Origin of the sequence: Tolumonas lignilytica (assembly GCF_000527035.1) — a bacterium.
Taxonomy (GTDB): Bacteria; Pseudomonadota; Gammaproteobacteria; order Enterobacterales; family Aeromonadaceae; genus Tolumonas; species Tolumonas lignilytica.
The window spans coordinates 399,120-420,918 of sequence record NZ_AZUK01000001.1; the positions used below are offsets into that span (position 1 = coordinate 399,120).

At 44.5% G+C, this 21,799-nt stretch carries 24 protein-coding genes; 15 read left to right on the forward strand and 9 right to left on the reverse strand.

The window, feature by feature from the left end; all coding sequences use genetic code 11:
* The first annotated feature begins 120 nt into the window (after positions 1–120).
* From ytfE to H027_RS0101870, 5 genes are all read left to right on the forward strand, one after another.
* Entirely contained in the window at positions 121–786 is a 666-nt protein-coding gene (ytfE, locus tag H027_RS0101850) for an iron-sulfur cluster repair protein YtfE (RefSeq protein ID WP_024870833.1), read from the forward strand.
* A 41-nt stretch (positions 787–827) separates the two neighbouring features.
* Positions 828–2,018 carry an NO-inducible flavohemoprotein gene (hmpA, locus tag H027_RS0101855; protein ID WP_202593431.1) on the forward strand — a complete coding sequence of 397 codons (1,191 nt, stop codon included), beginning with the start codon at positions 828–830 and terminating at the stop codon, positions 2,016–2,018.
* 119 nt (positions 2,019–2,137) lie between these two features.
* Positions 2,138–3,070 (forward strand): dicarboxylate transporter/tellurite-resistance protein TehA, encoded by a 933-nt coding sequence (gene tehA / locus H027_RS0101860; RefSeq protein WP_024870835.1) that lies wholly within the window; start codon positions 2,138–2,140, stop codon positions 3,068–3,070.
* Between the two features lie 93 nt (positions 3,071–3,163).
* Positions 3,164–3,577, forward strand: coding sequence for a DUF2703 domain-containing protein (locus H027_RS0101865; protein WP_024870836.1), 414 nt, complete (start codon positions 3,164–3,166; stop codon positions 3,575–3,577).
* Between the two features lie 89 nt (positions 3,578–3,666).
* Positions 3,667–4,935: an NAD(P)/FAD-dependent oxidoreductase gene (locus H027_RS0101870; RefSeq protein ID WP_024870837.1), complete on the forward strand. Its 1,269-nt coding sequence runs from the start codon at positions 3,667–3,669 to the stop codon at positions 4,933–4,935.
* 34 nt (positions 4,936–4,969) lie between these two features.
* Here the strand turns inward: H027_RS0101870 and H027_RS0101875 are convergent, their stop codons facing one another.
* Both H027_RS0101875 and H027_RS0101880 read right to left on the reverse strand, forming a co-directional pair.
* Positions 4,970–5,713, reverse strand: coding sequence for an ABC transporter permease (locus H027_RS0101875; protein WP_152536745.1), 744 nt, complete (start codon positions 5,711–5,713; stop codon positions 4,970–4,972).
* A gap of 32 nt (positions 5,714–5,745) precedes the next feature.
* Positions 5,746–6,579 (reverse strand): ATP-binding cassette domain-containing protein, encoded by an 834-nt coding sequence (locus H027_RS0101880; protein WP_024870839.1) that lies wholly within the window; start codon positions 6,577–6,579, stop codon positions 5,746–5,748.
* 360 nt (positions 6,580–6,939) lie between these two features.
* Between H027_RS0101880 and H027_RS0101885 the strand changes: the two genes are divergently transcribed.
* From H027_RS0101885 to H027_RS0101920, 8 genes are all read left to right on the forward strand, one after another.
* On the forward strand, positions 6,940–8,157 hold the full coding sequence (locus tag H027_RS0101885) for a methyl-accepting chemotaxis protein (RefSeq protein ID WP_024870840.1): 1,218 nt from the start codon (positions 6,940–6,942) through the stop codon (positions 8,155–8,157).
* A gap of 77 nt (positions 8,158–8,234) precedes the next feature.
* Complete coding sequence (locus tag H027_RS0101890) at positions 8,235–9,428, forward strand: class I SAM-dependent methyltransferase (RefSeq protein WP_024870841.1); 1,194 nt, start codon at positions 8,235–8,237, stop codon at positions 9,426–9,428.
* A gap of 65 nt (positions 9,429–9,493) precedes the next feature.
* The gene (gene cobT / locus H027_RS0101895) at positions 9,494–10,525 is read left to right on the forward strand and encodes a nicotinate-nucleotide--dimethylbenzimidazole phosphoribosyltransferase (protein WP_051448945.1); all 1,032 of its coding nucleotides are present in this window, start codon (positions 9,494–9,496) and stop codon (positions 10,523–10,525) included.
* Entirely contained in the window at positions 10,525–11,325 is an 801-nt protein-coding gene (locus tag H027_RS0101900) for an adenosylcobinamide-GDP ribazoletransferase (protein WP_024870843.1), read from the forward strand. Before cobT ends, H027_RS0101900 begins: the two co-directional genes overlap by 1 nt.
* Entirely contained in the window at positions 11,307–11,828 is a 522-nt protein-coding gene (gene cobU, locus H027_RS0101905; protein ID WP_024870844.1) for a bifunctional adenosylcobinamide kinase/adenosylcobinamide-phosphate guanylyltransferase, read from the forward strand. The genes H027_RS0101900 and cobU overlap by 19 nt, the downstream gene beginning before the upstream one ends.
* Positions 11,828–12,457: an alpha-ribazole phosphatase family protein gene (gene cobC, locus H027_RS0101910; RefSeq protein ID WP_024870845.1), complete on the forward strand. Its 630-nt coding sequence runs from the start codon at positions 11,828–11,830 to the stop codon at positions 12,455–12,457. The genes cobU and cobC overlap by 1 nt, the downstream gene beginning before the upstream one ends.
* Positions 12,458–12,471: 14 nt before the next feature.
* The gene (gene cobO / locus H027_RS0101915) at positions 12,472–13,074 is read left to right on the forward strand and encodes a cob(I)yrinic acid a,c-diamide adenosyltransferase (protein ID WP_024870846.1); all 603 of its coding nucleotides are present in this window, start codon (positions 12,472–12,474) and stop codon (positions 13,072–13,074) included.
* A gap of 60 nt (positions 13,075–13,134) precedes the next feature.
* Entirely contained in the window at positions 13,135–13,779 is a 645-nt protein-coding gene (locus H027_RS0101920; RefSeq protein ID WP_024870847.1) for an MBL fold metallo-hydrolase, read from the forward strand.
* Between the two features lie 80 nt (positions 13,780–13,859).
* On the opposite strand, the gene H027_RS0101925 is transcribed toward H027_RS0101920, so the two are convergent.
* On the reverse strand, positions 13,860–14,696 hold the full coding sequence (locus H027_RS0101925; RefSeq protein WP_024870848.1) for an MlaA family lipoprotein: 837 nt from the start codon (positions 14,694–14,696) through the stop codon (positions 13,860–13,862).
* Positions 14,697–14,853: 157 nt separating this feature from the next.
* Between H027_RS0101925 and fliK the strand changes: the two genes are divergently transcribed.
* Together fliK and H027_RS0101935 are read left to right on the forward strand one after the other, a co-directional pair.
* Positions 14,854–17,121: a flagellar hook-length control protein FliK gene (gene fliK / locus H027_RS0101930; protein WP_024870849.1), complete on the forward strand. Its 2,268-nt coding sequence runs from the start codon at positions 14,854–14,856 to the stop codon at positions 17,119–17,121.
* A gap of 3 nt (positions 17,122–17,124) precedes the next feature.
* Positions 17,125–17,430, forward strand: a complete 306-nt coding sequence (locus tag H027_RS0101935; protein ID WP_024870850.1) for an EscU/YscU/HrcU family type III secretion system export apparatus switch protein — start codon at positions 17,125–17,127, stop codon at positions 17,428–17,430.
* Between the two features lies 1 nt (position 17,431).
* On the opposite strand, the gene H027_RS0101940 is transcribed toward H027_RS0101935, so the two are convergent.
* The 6 genes from H027_RS0101940 to H027_RS0101965 all read right to left on the reverse strand — a co-directional run bounded on the left by H027_RS0101940 (position 17,432) and on the right by H027_RS0101965 (position 21,798).
* The gene (locus H027_RS0101940; RefSeq protein WP_024870851.1) at positions 17,432–17,848 is read right to left on the reverse strand and encodes a DUF2802 domain-containing protein; all 417 of its coding nucleotides are present in this window, start codon (positions 17,846–17,848) and stop codon (positions 17,432–17,434) included.
* 74 nt (positions 17,849–17,922) lie between these two features.
* Positions 17,923–18,411: a chemotaxis protein CheW gene (locus tag H027_RS0101945; protein WP_024870852.1), complete on the reverse strand. Its 489-nt coding sequence runs from the start codon at positions 18,409–18,411 to the stop codon at positions 17,923–17,925.
* 68 nt (positions 18,412–18,479) lie between these two features.
* The gene (locus H027_RS0101950) at positions 18,480–19,223 is read right to left on the reverse strand and encodes a chemotaxis protein CheW (protein ID WP_024870853.1); all 744 of its coding nucleotides are present in this window, start codon (positions 19,221–19,223) and stop codon (positions 18,480–18,482) included.
* Positions 19,220–20,014 (reverse strand): ParA family protein, encoded by a 795-nt coding sequence (locus H027_RS0101955; RefSeq protein WP_024870854.1) that lies wholly within the window; start codon positions 20,012–20,014, stop codon positions 19,220–19,222. Before H027_RS0101955 ends, H027_RS0101950 begins: the two co-directional genes overlap by 4 nt.
* Positions 20,015–20,023: 9 nt before the next feature.
* Positions 20,024–21,058 (reverse strand): OmpA family protein, encoded by a 1,035-nt coding sequence (locus H027_RS0101960; protein WP_024870855.1) that lies wholly within the window; start codon positions 21,056–21,058, stop codon positions 20,024–20,026.
* Complete coding sequence (locus H027_RS0101965) at positions 21,058–21,798, reverse strand: flagellar motor protein (RefSeq protein ID WP_024870856.1); 741 nt, start codon at positions 21,796–21,798, stop codon at positions 21,058–21,060. The genes H027_RS0101960 and H027_RS0101965 overlap by 1 nt, the downstream gene beginning before the upstream one ends.
* Position 21,799: the final 1 nt, after the last annotated feature.

Genomic DNA, 21,799 nt, shown 5'->3' on the forward strand with positions numbered 1-21,799 from the left:
TACCATCAAATATATATATTTAATATAAATCAATAACTTAAAAGATGGCATACTCCGTGCAAACTTATTGATCGAAATCAAAATTTCTCTACTCGTCTACTTTTTGCTGCGGAGACATATATGAACTATTTAACAACAACCCTGGCTCAACTGGCTTGCGACATTCCTGGCGCTACCCGTGTATTTCATAAATACAAACTGGATTTTTGCTGCGGCGGCAAAAAGAGTCTGGCTGATGCCATTGAAGGACGGAACTTTACAGCGGAACAAATCATTGCAGATTTAGACTCGGTTACTCAGTTGCAAAGCGACACTCAAGACTGGCGCCAGAGTTCCCCCACCGATCTGATCGATCATATTCTGAACCGTTATCACAATGTGCACCGCATCCAACTGCCTGAATTAGTTCGCCTGGCTAAACGTGTTGAGCATGTGCATGGTGAGCGTACCGATTGCCCGAAAGGCTTGGCAGCTCATCTTGAAATGATGCTGGATGAATTAGAAAGCCACATGCAAAAAGAAGAACAGATCCTGTTCCCGTTACTGAAATCAGGTAACTATGAATTTGCCAGAGGTCCAATCATGGTAATGCAACAAGAACATGATGGGCATGGTAACCATCTCGAAACTATATTCCGTCTGACCGATGACATCACACCACCACCGTTTGCCTGCGTGACCTGGCGGGCGCTTTACACTGGGTTGACACAACTAAAAGAAGATCTGATGGCACACATTCATTTAGAAAATAATGTGTTGTTTCCTGCTGCCTTAATTGCGGCCTGAGTCAGACACGGTTATCAGGAAAACAGTGACGAGGAAAAATGATGAACGAACAACAAAAAGCACTGGTTCGAGCTACTGTACCAGTATTACGCAGTAGCGGTGTCGCGCTAACCAGTCATTTTTACAACCGGATGTTTACACATAATCCTGAGCTGAAAAATGTCTTCAATCAGGGGCATCAAAACTCAGGTCGCCAACAAGAAGCATTGGCTGGTGCCGTGCTGGCTTATGCTGAGAATATTGATGATCCGTCGGTCTTACTGCCAGTTGTGGAACGTATTGCGCATAAGCATGTCAGCCTGAATATTCGCGCAGAACATTATGCCATTGTCGGCAAACATCTTCTGGCCTCGATCCAAGAAGTGTTGGGTGATGCAGCAACACCTGAGCTGATTGATGCCTGGAGTGCGGCTTATACATCACTTGCCGATCTGTTTATCAATATAGAGTCGGATCTTTATCAGCAGGCTATTGACACCCAAGGCGGCTGGACAGGCTGGCGTCCGTTCCGTATTTGCCGGAAAGTCAAAGAAAGCAACGAGATCACCTCCTTCTATTTTGAGCCGTTGGATGGCGGTGAGGTGCCGGCATTTCGCCCCGGACAGTACATCAGTGTTCGTCTCTATGTCGCCGAATGGGATCTATTCCAGCCCCGGCAATACAGCCTTTCCGATGCACCAGAAAATAATTATCTGCGGATCTCGGTCAAGCGGGAAAGTGCCAATGATCTGAAGCCTGAAGGTAAAGTATCCAATTTACTGCATGAGCATTACGACGAAGGGCAGATCGTAGAGCTTTCTGCACCGTATGGTGATTTTTATCTGAACGAAACCAGCCAAGCGCCTGTTGTTTTGTTCAGTGGCGGTGTCGGTATCACACCGATGGTATCCATACTGAATCATATGGTGAAAAAACACAGCCAGCGGGAAATCCATTTCGTGCACTCCGCTCGCAGTCAGGAGGCTCATGCTTTCAGAGAACATGCTGAACAACTGGCAAATCAGCATAACGTTCGCGTGCGCTTTTTTTACGATCATCTGGCCGAAACAGCCGCGCACATTGCTCAGGCCCCCTGTGCGCTGGAAACGGTATTACCGCAGAACCCTACCGAAGCCGAATATTACTTGTGTGGCCCCATTTCGTTTATGCGTCATTACATCAGTGAACTGAAACGGTTAGGTGTCAGCGCTGACAATATCTATGCAGAAGCCTTCGGCTCAGGCGGTGTGTAATTTCCAGATGAAGGGTGGCTACATGGATGTAGTCATTCTTCATTGCATTCGCTGATTTGGAAAAATGCTAACATAACCGCCATGAAAAACATGGCTCACATAACGGTTCTAAAAACAAAATGAATCCCAAGCTCATTCCCGCTTCTTTTTTTGGCATGGTTTTAGGTCTGTCCGGTCTAGGACAGGCATGGCGTATTGCAACACATCTCTGGCAAATGCCTCCGCAGATTGGTGAAGGCCTATTAGTTCTGGCAACATTGATTTGGGGAGGATTGTTATTACGTTATATCACGCAAGCCATTCAGCATTTTAATCTGGTAAAAGCTGAATTTTTACATCCCATCCAGGGCAGCACTCCAGCCTTATTGGGAATATCAACATTATTGATCGTACTGGCTATCAACCCGTATTCCCATTTTTTGGCAACCGTGTTAGCCATTGCCGGGATCAGCTGGCATCTTTGCTTTGCCTTGTGGCATACCGGCTCCCTCTGGCAAGGTGGTCGCGATACACTCGATACGGCACCGACCTTATATCTGCCCACTGTCGCCGGTAATTTCACCAGTGCAGCCGCATTAGGCGCGTTGGGTCATGCTGATTGGGGATGGTTATTTTTAGGCGCTGGTGTATTTTCCTGGTTGGCGTTGGAATCGTTGATCATTCAGCGCTTATGGCACCGGCAAAGTATGCCTGTTGCACAACGCCCATTAGTGGGTATTCAATTTGCCCCACCCGTAGTCTGTTCTATGGCAAGTTTAATTCTGATGCCCGGTAGCACCGCCCCCTGGTTACTGATGCTATGGGGATATGGGTTATTTCAATTATTAGTGGGTATTCGCCTGACTCGATGGTTAGGTGCACAGGCTTTTGCCCCCTCTTATTGGGCTTATACTTTCGGCATTGCCGCAACCACGGTCAGCGGCCTTAAATTAGCACTGGCCGGTGTCGATTCAGCACAAAAATTGGCTATCCCTATCTTTATTATCGCAAATCTATTTATTGGCTATCTGACAATCAGAACTGTGATCGGATTCGCACGAAAAACAGGATAAATAAGCCTGTTATTGCCAATAAACAACTATGCTTAGTGAGGTCTTAGTCGTTATTAAACAAACTCTAATATAACATCCCAATGAGGCTTGCTAATGAAGACACTCCTGATCCGCTGGGAGCGGCTGGTAACACCCGATGGTGAAACGTGTGAGCGTTGTAGTAATACATACATTGAAATATGCCATGCCATTGCACAACTAAAGACGCAACTAAACCCATTAGGCATCCAGCCCATTTTGCAAACCAAAACAATTTCTGAACGTGAGTTTAAAACGAATCCTCAGGGGTCAAATCTGATATGGATTAACGATAAACCCCTCGATGAATGGCTCGAGGCCACAGTCGGACAAAGCCAGTGCTGTGCAGCTTGCGGTGATGCAAACTGCCGGACACTCCAAATCGACACCATCGTTTATGAAAGTATTCCACAAGCGCTCATCATTAAAGCCGGATTAAAAGCGGCACAACAGATGTTAAATGCACCGACACCATTATCAATTAACTGAACAACCTCCATTCCTGCCAGAAGAATGGATTTTAGCCTTTACTCCAGCAACAAGAATCTGGCTTGGATTCAACAAATTGGAGAGCAATCATGGCAACTATCATTGTGATTGGAGCAGGCTTAGGCGGTATGTCAGCCGCATATGAACTAAAAGCCGAACTAAAACAACATGACATCATATTGATTAACAATAAACCTGATTTTGAATTTACCCCTTCCAACCCATGGATTGCTGTTGAATGGCGTCAGCGCCAGCAAGTTTCTCTCCCCATTGAACCCTATGTCAGCAAGAAATCAATTCGCTTTATTGCTTCCGGATTACAACAACTGAATGCTGAACAAAAACAAATTGTTTTGGAAAATGGGCAAACGCTGAATTACGACTTTTTAGTGCTTTGTACTGGTCCGGAGTTAGCCTTTGATGAAATTCCAGGTGCAGGGCCTGAACTCGGTGGTTCATCCAGCGTTTGTACACTGACCCATGCTGAACATTGTCGTAATAGTGTTCATGAGTTGATAAACGAGCCGGGGCCAGTCATCATCGGAGCTATGCCCGGTGCATCTTGTTTTGGCCCGGCGTATGAATATGCGTTTATTCTTGATAAACATCTGCGTGACAATAAAGTCAGAAAATCGATTCCGATGACCTTTGTCACCTGTGAACCTTATATTGGACACCTTGGTCTAAACGGTGTCGGTGATTCAAAAGGTATGCTGGAAAGTGAATTACGCCAACGCGATATTCACTGGATATGCAATGCGAAAACGGTTGGCATCGCAGATGGAAAAATAGAAATTGACGAGCTGGACGAAGAGGGAAATGTCAAAAAGCACCATTCCCTGCCGTATAAACATGCCATGATGCTACCGGCATTCCGAGGCATTGCACCCCTACGTGCAGTCGAAGGATTAGTTAATCCACGAGGATTTGTATTCATTGACGAATACCAGCGTAACCCTAAATATCCCCACATCTATGCGGCGGGTGTATGCGTCGCTATTCCACCCGTCAACAAAACCCCCATTCCAACAGGCGTGCCCAAAACCGGTTACATGATTGAATCCATGGTGCGAGCGATCACCTTTAATATCAAGGCAGAGTTAGCGGGTGAGCTGCCGACAGCCAAAGCAACATGGAATGCCATTTGTTTGGCCGATATGGGAAATACGGGTGCCGCTTTTGTCGCTATGCCTCAAATTCCACCCAGAAATGTTGCTTGGTTTAAAAAAGGGAAATGGGTACATCTGGCCAAAATTGCTTTCGAGAAATATTTCCTTCATAAAATGCAAGTGGGTGAAACTGAACCCGTCTATGAACGATTGCTGCTGAAATATTTAGGAGTAGATAAGCTGGAATAATGGCTTGATGGCAAATATCACTTATAGCCCAGAGTTACTCGACGAGTGTGGGGTATAGCCTTGCCGCAATAATAATGAATGTAATAAATACGATACCTAAAACGGCGAAATTCAAAAACAGTGGGTGAGCCCCTTGGTCACCCCCTAACATTAATGTCCGCAATGCATCCACCAAATATGTCAGCGGATTAACCTTGGCGATAAATTTAAGCCAGTCAGGCATCAGTGATAGCGGATAAATTGCGTTACTGGCAAAAAACAGCGGCATGGTCAGAACTTGTCCAATGCCCATAAATCGTTCTCTGGTTTTTACCACACAGGCAATGATGAGTGAAAACGTAGAAAATACGGCAGAACCCAGCACCACACTCGCTAATACCCCCAATATCGCACCTACATCATAATGAATGTGGATGTTCATAATAAAAGCAAGAAGATAAATAATTCCCGCCTGAACCATGCCCCTAAAACCAGCAGAAATAGCCTTCCCAAGCACTAAGGCGCCACGGGGACTTGGACTAACCAACAATTTATGAACGACACCTAAATCGCGTTCCCAGATAACAGCAATACCATAAAAAATAGCTGCAAACAGTACACTTTGCGCCAGAATACCTGGCGTCATAAATGCGAGATAACTGACATTCCCGATCGGGATCCCGCGTACGCGACTGAAAACCTGCCCAAATACCGCTAGCCACAATGCCGGTTGAACGGCTCGGGAAAACAGTTCTGTCGGATCGCGTAGGAGTTTCCGCAACTCCATTTGCGCAATCATCAAACTGCATGAAACAAAATGAATAAGTGTTTTCATCCTAATCGCTTCGCTGTTATTCGAGTTTGTTTTGCATTCCGATATCCCCCTTCCTCTTCAATGCTTCCCTCACTGAAATGGGCAAATACATCGGTCATTGTTGCATTCTCACTAACTAAGCCTTTTAGCCCCTGCGGGCTATCACATGCCGCCAAACGCCCTTGGTGCAAGATGGCGACACGATCACAAAGCTCATCCACCTCATCCATGAAGTGTGTAGTCATTAAAATTGTCATGCCATATTCTTTATTTAATGCCTGCAGGCGTTCCCAGACATTGATACATGCCATGGGATCTAACCCAATGGTCGGTTCATCAAGGAATAATATTTCCGGCCGATGTAGCATCGCTTGTGCAATCTCCAGCCGCCGGATCATGCCACCTGAATATTTTTTTACTAATTGACCGGCATGTTCTGCCAGCCCCATATAATGCAGCGCTTCATCAACCCGATGGGGAATTTCACGACGGGGAATGCCATATAATCGCGCCGATAACGTTAAATTTTCCACACCATTTAGTGCCCCATCAGCAGAGAGTAACTGAGGAACATAGCCAATCCTTTTTCTGACTTCCTGAGGAAATTTAACGACATCAAATCCCGCCACCCAAGCCCGCCCATCAGAAGGTTTAAGTAGTGTGGTCAGCATTTTAATGAGCGTACTTTTCCCTGCCCCATTCGGCCCAAGCAAACCAAAAATGCCGCCATATGCCACAGCCAAATCAATCTGATCGACTGCAGTAAATGTATTAAATCTGCGCGTTAGTTTTATTGCCTCAATCGCATAACCGCGGGCATCGTCAATGACTGGATTGCTCAGTTCATCCATTTCGTAATTTCCAAGCATTTCGTACATTCATATTAGTTCACACTTCTGAATGAAATATCGAATAGAAAGATAAGGATGTGACAGAGCTGTCAGCTTCAACAAAAAGATAATGCCGTCAGAAAAATATCATTTTAAATTCACTGACATAACAGCATGAAATGTCTATGCTAGATGAAAAGGATGAGTCTGTTAGTTGTGCAGTTCCTGACTCAGGATTAGTTAGAACAGCATTGGTTTTCATTTAAGTCTCTATTGATGAGATTTTTTAATGCAGATCGCTATTTTTGACTAAGTGTGTTGGGATGCGTGGCAAAAACACTACAATCCGTACCGCTTTCTTTTTTCTGTGGATCTGTTGCTATGAAAAATGTGGATTATCTTCGCTTTTATCGGTTCCTGCTCAGCCTGACCATCAAAGAAAAATTCCAGATCATTTTCTGGTTACCTTTATTGATGATCATTGGAATCACCTGGTTTCTAGTCTCACACAGTCATGATTTGACACTTGCAGATCCTTATATTCTAACGATCTTAGTCGTATCGATTACCGTGTTTGCAGTTATCAGTTTTTATCTCAATAGTTTTTTCACTCATTCTATCGACATGCTCCGAAAAGGGATTCGTGCGGTTGCTGACGGTGATTTAACCACTCGGCTGAACATCCCTGTAAACCGCGATGAATTTGGTCAACTGGCCCGTGATGTAGATACGATGACAGATCGCCGACAAAGCGTTCTGAAATTAATTAATGAAAGCGCCGATGGTTTGGAGTTATTTGCGGAAGAATTCCGTTCTGCAGCAGAAGAAGGTGAAGAACTGGCGCGAAATCAACGCCAGTATATTGATTCTCTGGCCACAGCAATGGAAGAGATGACTGCGGCGATTCGTGAGGTTGCACATAACGCAAATGAAACCTCCACTCAGACCCGTCAGACCAGTGAAGAAGCCGCCCATGGTGCAAACCGGGTTCAGCGTACTATCAACTCGATTAATATTCTGACTGACGAAATTAGTCAGGCATCCACCGCTGTCGAACATCTGACTTCCCGTGCTAATAAAATCAGTGAAGTTGTAACCGTAATTAATGCGATTTCCGGACAAACCAACTTGCTGGCATTGAACGCCGCCATTGAAGCTGCACGTGCTGGCGAACAAGGCCGTGGCTTTGCGGTGGTGGCTGATGAAGTTCGTACGCTGGCAGGCCGAACCCAGCAAGCAACTGTTGAAATTCAAAAAATGATTGAAGAACTGCAAACCGGAACAAGTTCACTGAATGACATAATGGAAAAAACAGTTGTTCAGGCAGCCGATAGCCGCGAACTGATTGCTGGTGTCGGTTCCGATATTGACCGTATTGCCACTCACAGCGAATCTATTTTTGAAATGAGTGCCCACATCGCTACCTCTGCGGAACAACAAAGTGCAGTGGCAAGTGAAGTAGCACAAAGTATTGATGAAGTTCGCAATCAATCCGTCAACATCGAAGATAATTCAGCCAATACACTGGCTGGTACAGAAAATCTTCTGGTTACTGCAAAAGAGTTATCTCAGATGATGCAGGGAATGCGCTTTCAATAGTATTCCTGATGTGATCATTGGAGTTTCAAAACAGGGCCAGTTACAATACTGGCCCTGTTTTTTTACCAGAGCCTCCTATGAGCACTACCGTTTTTCTGCAAAAAGATCGGGAAAAATCCCTGCTTAGACGTCATCCCTGGATTTTTTCCAAAGCTATCGACAAAGTAAAAGGCAAACCACATGCAGGTGAGCCAGTAGATATCGTCGATCATCGCGGTAAATGGCTGGCTCGTGGGGCTTGGTCACCCGATTCACAGATCCGTTTGCGTGTCTGGACGTTTAACCAAGATGAGCAAATTGATACCGACTTTTTTGTCCGCCGCCTACAGCAAGCACAGCGTGGACGAGAACTACTGATTTCTCGTTTACAGCTTTCAGCCTATCGCTTAGTTGCGGCGGAATCGGATTTCTTACCAGGCATCACCATCGACCGTTATAACGATTATCTGGTCTGTCAGTTGCTTTCCAGCGGCGCGGAATATCATCGTCACGAATTAATCAGCGCGCTACAGCAACTCTATCCAACTTGTTCAATCTACGAACGCTCCGATGTCGCGGTTCGGAAAAAAGAAGGGTTAAGCGAACGAACCGGTCTACTGTATGGTGAAGTTCCTCCTGATGAAGTGATTATCGAAGAAAACAACGGCATTAAAATTAGTGTCGATATCAAAGGTGGCCACAAAACCGGATTTTATCTGGACCAACGAGATAACCGAGCCATTGCCGGAAAATACGCTCAGGGGCGTCGGGTATTGAACTGCTTCTGCTATACCGGTGGTTTCGGTGTTTATGCCTTACATGGCGGAGCAAAAGAAGTCATCAATGTGGATGTATCCGAGCCCGCCTTGGAATTGGCAAAGCATAATGCAACATTGAATCAACTCGATTTGTCAAAAGCCTGTTTTGAAAAACAGGACGTCTTTAAACTGCTGCGAACCTACCGCGAACGCGGCGAAAAATTCGACATGATTGTATTGGACCCGCCTAAATTTGCAGAAAGCAAAGCGCAACTTGAAGGCGCATGCCGTGGTTATAAAGACATCAATATGCTGGCCTTCCAGTTACTGAATCCCGAAGGTATTCTGTTGACCTTTTCCTGTTCAGGATTAATGACCGCTGATTTATTCCAAAAAATCGTGGCCGATGCCGCACTGGATGCAGGCAGAGAAGCTCAGATTCTTGAACGCATGACTCAGGCCGCCGATCATCCTATTTCGACCCCTTATCCTGAAGGTTTCTACCTGAAAGGATTGGTTGTTCGCGCTATTTAACGACACTAAAACAACGCAGGCGATGGCCTGCGTTGTTTATTCTTCTTCTGAATCAAAGGACAAACATGAGCATTTCTTGGAATATCCAACCTGTTTCCCGTCAGAACAGTGCCGCTATACAACACAAAATCGATATGAAAACTAAGCCGCTCGGCGCTTTAGGTATTCTTGAGCATATTGCCCATCAACTGGCATTGATCCAACAGTGCGATGAACTCGCCATCCAAAATCCTACACTGTTGGTTTTCGCCGGCGATCACGGTGTTGCGGAAGAAAAAATCAGTCTGACCACCAGTGATGTGACCCGACAGATGGTGCTCAACTTTCTGGCTGGCGGTGCCGCCATCAACTGTTTTTGCCGTGCCAACAATATGTCTCTGAAAGTCGTTGATGCGGGAATTAAGACACTGGTTGAAGATGATCGTTTAATTATCCAACGCGTAGGCGCAGGCACACGTAATTTAGCTAAAGAGCCAGCGATGAGTGAAACAGAAGTTCTGCAATCACTGGAATACGGTCGTCAGTTAGCCAAACAACAGGTCTCAGCAGGGTGTAATCTGCTGGCGTTTGGAGAAATGGGGATCGGTAATACCACCCCCGCTGCCGCTATCATGGCAACTTTACTCAACAAATCAGCGATCGACTGTGTCGGTCGAGGAACAGGTATCAATGATGCTCAACTTGAGCATAAAGTGCGTATCGTCACAACTGCGGTCAACCGGATTAGTGATAAAACACACCCTGTAAATATCCTTAGTGAAGTAGGTGGATTCGAAATTGCACAAATTACAGGCGCAATATTAGGTGCAGCAGAAGCCGGGATTTGTGTATTGATTGATGGCTTTATTATTACTGCAGCCGCGCTGCTGGCTACTAAGATTGTACCAGCCTGCCGTGATTATATGTTATTTGCGCATTGCTCAGGTGAACAAGGTCATCAAGCTATGCTTGATGACCTCGATGCGACACCCCTGCTTGAACTGGGCTTACGCTTAGGCGAAGGCACGGGCGCAGCCGTCGCATTACCGTTACTACGCTCTGCCGTTGAGTTCTATAACAACATGGCCAGTTTTGAAAGCGCAGGAGTTACACTGTAATGGCATGGATGAAACAGCAGATCGTCTGCTTTTTGCTGGCGGTCAGCTTTTTCACCCGGATCCCGATCCCAGCCAATACGCCTTTTAGCCCCGCCCTGTTGAACAAATCCAGTCGGTATTTTTCATTGGTCGGTTATTTGGTCGGGAGTATCGGAGCGGCAACATTCGGGACATGTCTTCATGTTTTTCCGATTTCCGTCAGCATTGTAATATCCATGATTGTGACCATCTTGCTAACAAGCGCTTTTCATGAAGATGGGCTCGCTGATACAGCCGACGGTTTAGGTGGCGGGATGACAGTGGAAAAAAAACTGCTGATCATGAAAGACTCTCGCTTAGGAACCTATGGTGCTATCGCGCTATGGGGCGGATTATTATTAAAATTCACAACACTTCAAGAAATTGGCGCTTTGTCTGCACCAACTATGATGTTGGCACTAATTGTATTACACCCCCTGTCCCGCGCGGTTGCTGGCAGCCTTATTTATGACATGAAATATGTCAGAGAACAGGATGCCAAAGCCAAACCAGTGGCGGAGCAACAGCAAACCTCCGATTTGTGTGTATTGTTGTTATTTGGCTTATTACCCTTATTCTGGCTACCTACTAATCTGGCAATACCTTTGTTGTTCATTCAATGCCTCCTGCGCTTTATTGCCAAACAGTATCTAAATAAACGACTAGGTGGGTATACCGGCGACTGTCTCGGTGCCGTACAGCAAGTCAGTGAAATCAGCGGATATTTAGTATTGTTAGCAGCTATGATTCATGGAGGTAGCCTATGGCCGCAGTTTCATTGATTCTCGGCGGAGCCCGTTCAGGTAAGTCTCGGTATGCAGAAAAATTAGCAACCGATAGTCACAAAGAAGTTATCTACGTTGCGACAGCTACAGCTTTTGACGAGGAGATGCAGGCGCGTATTACACACCATCGCCAGCAGCGCAATCCAGAATGGTTTTCAGTTGAAGAACCACTACACTTACCAGAAATCATTCATGAGTATGCCAGTGCATCACGCTGTCTGTTAGTAGATTGCCTCACTCTCTGGATGAATAACATCTTGTTCATGACGCCTGACATGTCTCCGTCACACTATGTTGACCGTTTGGTTCAAACTTGCCGTACTACACCAGGAGAGCTCATTTTCGTTGCCAATGAAGTGGGCTTGGGTGTTATACCTATGGGCAAAATATCCCGCCAATTTGTTGATGAATCTGGACGGTTAAATCAGCGAATGGCCGAAATAGCGGATCATGTAACCTTTATTGCTGCGGGCCTGCCTATGACGTTGAAGAGTAAATAATGAATTCCCCCTATCAAAGTGCAATTATTGATTTATTACGACATGGTTCTGTTGCGGGCGATGCCGGATTATATGGCCACAATGATATTGCGCTGAGTGAAGTGGGTTGGCAGCAAATGCAACAATCCGTAAATGTCGATCTGCAATATCAGCAAATATTCTCTTCACCGCTTCAACGATGTCAGCTCTTTGCTCAAGATTACAGTCAGCGCCATTCGATACACTTAACGATAGCACCCGAACTGAAAGAGATGAATTTTGGCAGTTGGGATGGTTTGTCATTTGAACAATTACAACATTGCTGGGCGGATCTGGAACAATTCTGGAAGAAACCGGCTGAAATTACGCCGCCAAATGGCGAATCATTGATGCATTTCAAAAATCGTATCACGCAACAATGGGAAGCCCTGCTGCAACAGTGTAAAGGGAGTCAGACTCTTGTCGTCACACATGCAGGTGTCATACGAATGATCCTGGCACAGCTTTTATGCGTAGATTGGAAATCGGCTGATTATTATCAGCATATGAGAATTGACTATGGTTCAATCACTCGCATCCAGGTGTTGTACACCGCCGAAGGAATTTACCCACAAATTCGCTTTATTGGTCGCCCATCGCCAACCATCTGACATGGAGTCCTTAAATGGAAGAAAATAACAACCAGCAACGACATCAAGCTCGCCAGCAACGCCTGAAAGAAAAAGTAGATGCCCGTATTGCCGCAGCACAAGATGAACGGGGTTTATTGATTGTTATTACCGGTGATGGAAAAGGTAAAAGTACCTCTGGTTTCGGTACTGTTGCCCGGGCTGTTGGCCATGACTTAACTGCTGGGGTTGCCCAATTCATCAAAGGAACCTGGGAATGTGGTGAACGAGCATTACTACAAAAAGCAGGCGTTGAATTTCACGTCATGGCAACTGGTTTTACCTGGGAAACACAAAACCGTGAACAAGATCAGCAGGCAGCACAGTCAATTTGGCAAGAAGCCAAGCGGATGCTTGCTTCTGAGCAATATGATGTTGTCTTATTAGATGAGCTAACCTATATGGTTGCATACCACTATCTGGATATTGACGAAGTCCTGAGTGCACTCACCCACCGGCCGTTAAAACAACACGTAATCATTACAGGTCGAGGTTGTCATCGCTCCATATTAGAAATTGCTGATACGGTTAGTGAAATCAAAAACGTTAAGCATGCATTTGATCATGGAATAAAAGCGCAAAAAGGAATCGACTGGTAATTCTGGTATTCAGACTCGTCCACCGTTACCATTTCAAAAAACGAATTACAGGATTTGGCCATGCTGCAGTATCAAATTATTCCCGTCACCGCCTTTCAGCAAAATTGCACCCTGCTTTGGTGTGATGAAACACATCAAGCAGCGCTCATTGATCCTGGTGGAGATGTCGAAAAATTGCTGCAGGCTATTGAGAAAAAACAACTCAAACTAACCAAGTTATTATTGACTCACGGCCATCTTGATCATGTAGGCGGTGCCGCAAAATTACGGGATAAAACAGGATGTCCGATCATCGGCCCCCATCAGGCTGATGCTTTTTGGTTAAATGCGTTACCCGCGCAATCAGAGATGTTTGGTTTTGCACATACTGATGTTTTTACACCTGATCAATGGCTAACCGAATCAGACACAGTCTCTGTCGGGAACCTCATTTTGCAAGTGTTGCACTGTCCGGGGCACACACCTGGCCACGTTGTTTTTTATCATGCTGAAAGCAAACTGGCGATTGTCGGCGATGTGTTATTTAACGGTTCAATCGGCCGAACCGATTTTCCGCAAGGCAATCATACTGATCTTATCAGTGCCATTACTCGAAAATTAATTCCGTTGGGCGATGACGTCAAATTCATTCCTGGCCATGGCCCTATGTCCACATTAGGTCATGAACGAGTCAGCAATCCTTATATCTGTCAGCCAGTCTGGTAGTAAATAACCCTCAATACTTATTCTGAGTTTTGAGGGCTATCTCAACTGGTAACATTGATGCGTAACGCGCGACAGTGCTTTTATTTATCTATTTCGTTCAGGTATTTTTCAACTTCTGCATCGGCAGCAGGATCTTTCTTACTAGCAGCTCCCATTCCAGCCGCTTTTTTACCCTGAACCTTTGCTTCCTCATATTGTAAATAGAAGTCGCGCGTAGTCAGATATGGATCGAGTGAATTATCAATGATGGCTTCCTGATCGATCACTTTAGACCGAGCATCCAGACCCGAAATTGCAAATTTAGCCAGCGTTACTGGCATTGACATGTAACTGTACGGCCAGTACAGATTATCAACTACTTTGCCAATACCACCCCGCAATGTCATTGGACCAACGACAGGCAGCATGAAATATGGACCTTGTGTCATTTTAGCTCGCCCTAATACGGTAGACATGCTCATTTCATGCTTATCAATCCCCATGTCTGACGCAATATCAAATAACCCCAACATACCCACGGTACTGTTCAAAGAAAAACGGGCCAAGCTTGCACCAGAGTTCTTCACATTTCCTAATAACAAGTTATTGACTACGTTATTCGGTTCTTCCAGGTTAAAGACAAAATTACTGACGCCAGTACGAAACGGTGCAGGAATCCATTTCACATAACCATGAGCCACCGGCCGAAGAACATTCTTATCAAGAATATCGTAATTCAACCACCACATTGCGCGGTTAAACGTCGGGAAAGAATCCGTAGATCCACCAGGGCCGGAAGGATAATCTTTTGAGATCTGAGGGGCTAAAATATCACTATTCTGAACTGGTACACTGTCTGTCGACATTGCAGCGTAGGCAACATGACTGGAAAGAAAACCACAGAGTAAAAATGATAACAGTTTTCTATTTAGTATCATGATATGTTTCGGACTCCTGTTATGCTGTCAGAAGACAGACCTCAATAGCATATTGATTGCTGAATAAAAAACTCAATCAAAAGCGCTAATTGCCGATATGATGAAGAAGTATGCCAGTACACATCCATTCATTCAAAAGAAATGACATTAAACCAATATGCCGGATGATAAATTCAACAACACAGATCGATTTAATCCAGAATTTCATCCTGCCAATGGAGGTATTGGTGTTTTATCCAATCCCGACATCTCAACAGCACAAATGCGAGATAGTAGCCTTACCGCATTAAGTGACCGTTACAAAGCGACACAAGAATTATTGACCCAAATAAGCCGCCTACAAGGTCGGCTGCCTCCTGAGATCGATCAGAAATTACAGTCTTTGTTACAGCAGTTAACTAAAGAATGGAATACGCTTGGCGAATCGCTATCAGCAAATAATACGCAGCAAGCACCGCAAACAGACACCAGTAGTAACAATGCAGCCTTAACAACCAATCAACAACTCCCTCTGCGTCAATTGGCTTCATTACTGAGTCAGCAATCCTTGACGACGTTACCTGCAGAGTTAAAAACGAATACAATTCAGCAAAGCTCTACTGATGTTCTTTTTACCAACTTAACCAAACTCATTCAGCTACAACCGAGTGAATGGCAGTTAAATAACCCTTTAGGGAAAAGTCTGCTGAACTGGTTATTACAATCACAATTAGCTATAAAATCAGATAATTGGTCAACATTGCCCCAGCAAACCAAGTCCCAGTTGCTTCAATCAGGGATCGTGCCCCCCTTGACTGTTGTTTCCGTATCTCAACGCCAATTTATTCAACAATTAACGTCACAAATCTTTGGGCTGCTGATACAACAAAAAAAACAGCAAGCAGCTATTACATCGTTGAATGCCAAACCGGACAACATACTCACAAACCAACTTCAAGAGGGAAATACCCTCCCGAGTTCACCAGACAGCGGGAAAAACGATATCAGTAACACTGTAAGAGCTTATGTTCAGCAATTATCAGACCTAAACAAAAGCCTGCCACCATCAGTAAAAGACCTCGTCAAACAAATAGCGCAGTCCTTGGATTCTTTACTCAATGAGAATTCAAAATCCACCGATATGCTGAAAACCCTACTGAAAAATCCACTCATTGATGTACTGAATCAACGCAGTACAAAAACAGAATTTATAGACTCCCCCCGTTTACAACAGTTTCTTGATAGTATTCTTTCTCAGACAGCGATAAAACCAACCACCAATGTACAAGCAAAACAAATCATTACCGACATAAATGCACTTCCCATTGCGGGGCAGCCTGTGGGAAGTGAAAACATTATCCCTGAGATGTCATCACTGAAAATTGAAAACACATGGGGACGTTTATTACTGCAACTGATTAGCCCACAAATATTTAAATCACCGGAAATCTCATCATCAATAAAAGATGCATTGGCTCAACAGAGCTGGACACCAAACAACGAAGACGAGCAATCTCAGTTCCAAACTGATATCTCCAAGTTGAAAAACATTACTGCAGATTTCGTTCAAGAGTTAAATACTGCGCTGACAAAATTTTCATCCCTCAATAGCAATACTATTGTTGTCTCAGGAAGCGAAAACATCACGGCCATTCAGGCAATGACTCGAGATAAAGGTTCTGTAAGTACAGAATCGCTACAACTCTTACTAACCACATTACGGCAAGCACAACTAGGTTCTGCTTTAGCAACAGACAACCATCTGCAAACGACGCTGTCACAGCTTATCGCACAATTATCCACTCCATTAACTAAAAGCGAAGATATCCATGCGTGGCTTCAGTTCTTGTTGAAACCTCTCGATAGTGACAGTACTTATACTAAATCACTACAAAAATTCATGTTTCAACTGCTTCAAGCCAGAGAAAATAATGGAGCTAGTACAGAACAAAACACGCTCTCTTCATTCGATATACTTCAATCAAAAGAACAGCTTACAGGGTTAGATAAACTCGTTGATCAAACATTGGGATTGTTCAAATTATCATCGCAACCAATGCCCCAAGATCAAATAGTCCAGACATCCGGTTTGCAGATCCCAATCCCTCCCAGAGCGGAACAAGAAGAGTTTGGTAGTTTAAATTTACAAAGAAATACCAAAGATGATCCTGAAAAAGGCTGGAACATATCTCTGTATCTAGAACCGGCAAAACTAGGTTCAATACGATTTCAAGCCCGTATTGCTTTACCTGAAGTCACATTGTCTATCGTTGCAGAAAAAGCCAGCACAGTTACCCTGATAAAACAAACCTATCCATTATTAGAACAGCGTTTCCAGCAATTAGGGTTGACACCTAAAACACTGCAAATTCGTCAAGGGAAAACACGGCCAGAAACATCCCCCGAATCTTCACTGCCTAATTCAGGCATTTCAATCACGGTTTGAGCAATGAATAAACCAAAAGATATCATCGGCCTAACGTATGATGGACAGACAACACCCTCAGTTAGCCACAAAGCAAGCGGTTCAGTAGCAGAACAAATCTTAAAATTGGCAGAAAAGCAGGGATTATATATTCACCAGGATCCTGAATTATTGGAAAGGTTGTCTGTTTTGCAGGATGGTGACCCAATACCTCCGGCATTATTTGTCATAATTGCGGAGATACTGGCTTATTCATATGTTTTACAAGGGAAAACGCCAGAACATTGGCGCCGTCCAGATGGTAGTACGGGGATAAATGTTCGCAGCTAATTTAAACAGCTCGGTGTTTGTGTAATGAGATAAGAAGCTCTGCTTCTGCTTTAGGCAACTCACATTCCGTCATGATCTCTTCTACACCAGCACCAAGCTCCACCATTTTCACAGCTCGGCTATATAGTTTGTTTTCTGGTGCTTGTATGCTCATTTCTTGTTGGACTTCGTCCAGAGCAACCAATCGCCGCTCCAATTCAATGAGCTTTTGACCAGCCCCAATGGACACGGATTGAAGTTCGCCAAATTTCTTTTTATTACTATCACGCGATTTAATCAGTTCTTTGACAATAAGCTCCATCGCATTTTGTACACGATAAAGCTTACGGATATGAACAGCCGCAATACCTAACGCTATAGCCATGACTAAAGTCACAGCAAGTAAAGAAATAAGCCAAGGTTGTGATAAATAATCCATTTTTAAATACCGTTACTGTTTCACAACCCGCTTTATACACAAAAAAAGTTAAATACTCATCCTAAAGATAGGAATTAAAGCATACTGAGTTCGCCCCACTCTTCATCGGTCAATAATTTATTCAAATCGACCAATATCAGCAGTTCACCATCACGATTGCTTACACCTTGAATAAACTTAGAGCTTTCCTCTGTTCCAACACTCGGTGCAGTATCAATTTCAGAAGAACGCAGATATACCACTTCCGCAACACTATCAACCAAAATACCGATGACTTGTTTTTCTGCCTCAATAATCACAATGCGTGAGTTATCAGTGATTTCAGCAGGCTCCAGACCGAAACGTGAACGGGTATCGATAACGGTAACAACATTGCCACGCAGATTAATAATGCCTAATACAAAGTCAGGAGCTCCTGGCACGGGTGCAATCTCGGTATAACGAAGCACTTCCTGCACCTGCATAACGTTAATACCGTAAGTTTCCCGGTCTAACTGAAAAGTGACCCACTGCAGGACTTCATCTTCGGCAATATTCTGAGCCAAATTTCTCTTTTGATTCATGGTGTTCTTCCTTTCTCGCTAATTCAGCTTACCCATTAAAACTAGCAATAATATGCCAATCTCGCGAGTTACTGGCCATCAATATTCACGCCATGTTGTAATAGTGTGAGCAACTCCTGAACATGCAATAACGCACACATTTTATCTTTTACCATTCCAGCCAGCCAAGGACGCTTACCGGGTTTATCACGCCATTTGATCTGGTCATAGTGTAAAGTCTCGGTACCAATCAGCCGATGACATTCAATGCCCCAACGACTTTCACCTAACATGATCAGATATTGGTAAGCCTCGTTATTCGTTTGTCCTGGCATAAACCACGTCGTACTATCAACCACATTGAGTTGTGACTCCCGATGAGTCATTACCCCAGCAAACCATTCTGGCTTACCAAAAAGCGGAGTTACCTTTTCTAGTTGATGAATCCCGCCTAGATCTGTTAATGGCACTGCAAACGTGATCCCTGAGACGACAAAAAACAGAGCCGGGAATTCTTTCTCGGGTGTAATATTTTTCCATTCTGGAACTGATTGCTCAGCTTTTTCTTCAACTGGGACTTCTACAGCCACAGGCTGCTGAACGGCGACATCAATTGTCTCACTGACTGTAGATAACAATTGATCTAACTGCTGAGTACGCTCTTTCGTTACTACAGCTGACTCAATAACTGGCAATTCCGGCTCAACAACTCTGGCTGGCTGAACCGCTAATGGCATGTCAATATGCTCCGGTTTGATATCCGAAGCACCAACATCATTCAGCAAGGACTGAAAGTAATCATGCATCGCTTTCGCTTGGGAAGCCTGACTCATATTTTGCTTTCTTCCTCACATTTTTTATCCAGTTGCTGAACATAACTCAGCAAACTGGCATAAGACTGAGCTCCACGGCTGTCGGGAGCATATAGAGATAATGGTATATGCTGCAAACTGGCATCGCGGAATTTAGTATCCACAGGAATAACCGCACTCCAGACACTAGTACCATATACTTCCTTGATTGCATCCAAAGTTTGAAGAGACGCCTTCGTCCTGCGATCAAACATTGTCGGAACAATCGTATATCTGAATCCACCCGGACGAGAGCGTTGCATTAATGTGAATGTTTTGATCATCCGCTCAAGGCCTTTTTGTGCCAAAAACTCTGTTTGCACAGGGACAATCACTCGATCACTCGCCGCCATGGCATTCACCATCATGACACCAAGGACTGGGGGACTATCAATTAATACATAATCATATAAATCTTTTACGCTTTGTAGTGCCCGACTCAGCACCAATCCCATTCCTTCTTTATCGCCCAGCGTCCGATCCAACGTCGCCAATGTAATAGAGCCAGGAATCAAAGAAATGTTTTCAAAACTGGTTTTCAACGTCAATCGACTAACGAGCCCTTTGCTTTGTCTGGGTGCTTTAAATAACTCGTACAATGTGCCAAACAACTCGTCTGAATCATAACCCATGTAACTGGTTAGTGAGGCATGCGGGTCTGTATCGATCAATAACACTCGCTTGCCTTGTTGAGACAACCAACCAGCCAGTGTTACCACCGTCGTGGTTTTACCAACCCCACCTTTTTGATTCGCAATTGCCCAAACAATCACAATAAGCCCCTATCGACGTTCAACTCTAAAGCGACCATCCGGCAATTGAATAACCTTCAGTTTATCCGTATCAACCGTTGGAGCCTGTGTAGAATTACCTGTTGTAGCGACAGGAGCAATAACCTCCAATGGCTTCACTTCCCGTACATAACGAGATATCGCAATAGCCACTTTTCGGTTTCGTTGTCGCCCTTCTTCTGTTGAATTAGAAACAAACGGTGAATATTCGCCATACGCTTCGATGGCCATTCGTTCTGGAATGATACCGTCATGCTGTAATGCCACCAAAACAGCCTCTGCCCGCTTGGCCGACAACTCCCAATTGGATGCATAAAGCTCGGGCGTCGTTGGTGTGTTATCAGTATAGCCACGGACTCGAACATAGTTGTTCATCGGTTTAAGAATAGAAGCTATTTTGTTAACAACAGGCAAAGAGCGTTTCAATAAAGTAGCACTCCCAGCAGGAAAAACTAAATCTGAATTCAGCTCTATCGTCAGCCATTCTTCACTTTCCTGAAAACTGACAGAACCTTGTGCTATTTGCTGTTGTAATGCACTACGTAATTCTTGGCGAACTTTATCAAAAGGAGCACCAGAGCTGTTATCGCCGACTTGGGCTGCAATCGATGTTTGTCGAGGATTAGTTGCGCCCGGGCTATTTTGTTCACCTTTCATTTTACTTGAAGGCTGGGGAACAGTAGTTGATGCACCAATATCCATGACGCCACCGCCCCCTTGTGTAGGAGCCTGAACGAGCATAGATGGTTTACTGGCTGGAATTGAGACCTCTTTCGAGGATTCTCCACTACTCATCACATTGGGGCTAGCATTCATCACAGCACTACCCGGGCTGGGAGAAATATATCCCATATCTGTGAATGATTGAATCAACCCCATAACCAATTGTTTAGATTCAGTTTGTTTGGCTGTTGCAAACGCATATAAGACGACAAAAAGCGCAAAAAGAAGCGTCAATAAATCAGCATAAGACACTAACCAACGCTCGTGGTTCTCATGCTCTGCATGCTTCTTCTTTCTGGCCATTAATGATGCGCCTCTGTGTAAACTTCCATTCTGCGTTTCAGTTGCAACGCATTCTCGCCACTAGCAATAGACAAAATACCTTCCAGAATCATATTCTTATAAAAGCCAACATCATGAGCGATACCTTTAAAGCGGTTACCCGTTGGAAGGAAAATGATGTTACAGGCACCTACACCATATACAGTTGCCACAAACGCAACAGCAATTGCCGGACCGAGCTTATCTGGTTGATCCAACAAGCCCATTGCATGGATCAGTCCTAATACCGCACCCAAAATCCCCATTGTAGGTGCATAACCACCTAACGCTTCAAAAACCTTAGCGGATTGTTCAAGTTCATGTTGTTCAAATTCAATCTCGTTTTCGAGAAGATGCACCACTTGTTCTTTATCGACCCCATCAACAACCATTTGAATCCCTTTACTCAAAAAAGGCTCATCTATCTTGCTGATTTCATTTTCCAAAGCTAATAGACCTTGCTGACGAGCTAAGGTCGCCATCCCCTCCAATAAAGCAACCTGAGCAGCAAGATCTTGCATTGGTGGTTTAACCAACCAGCCAAACCGTTTCAGAGCGCCAATAAAAATTTTAAGGGGATACTGAACCATTACACAGCCACAGGTACCAGCAATAACGATTAGAAATGCCGGGCCATTGACGAGAGCAGCGGGATGCCCTCCCTCCCAGATCATTGCGGCAAGAATACAGCCAATGGCCCAAAATATACCCAATAAATTCATG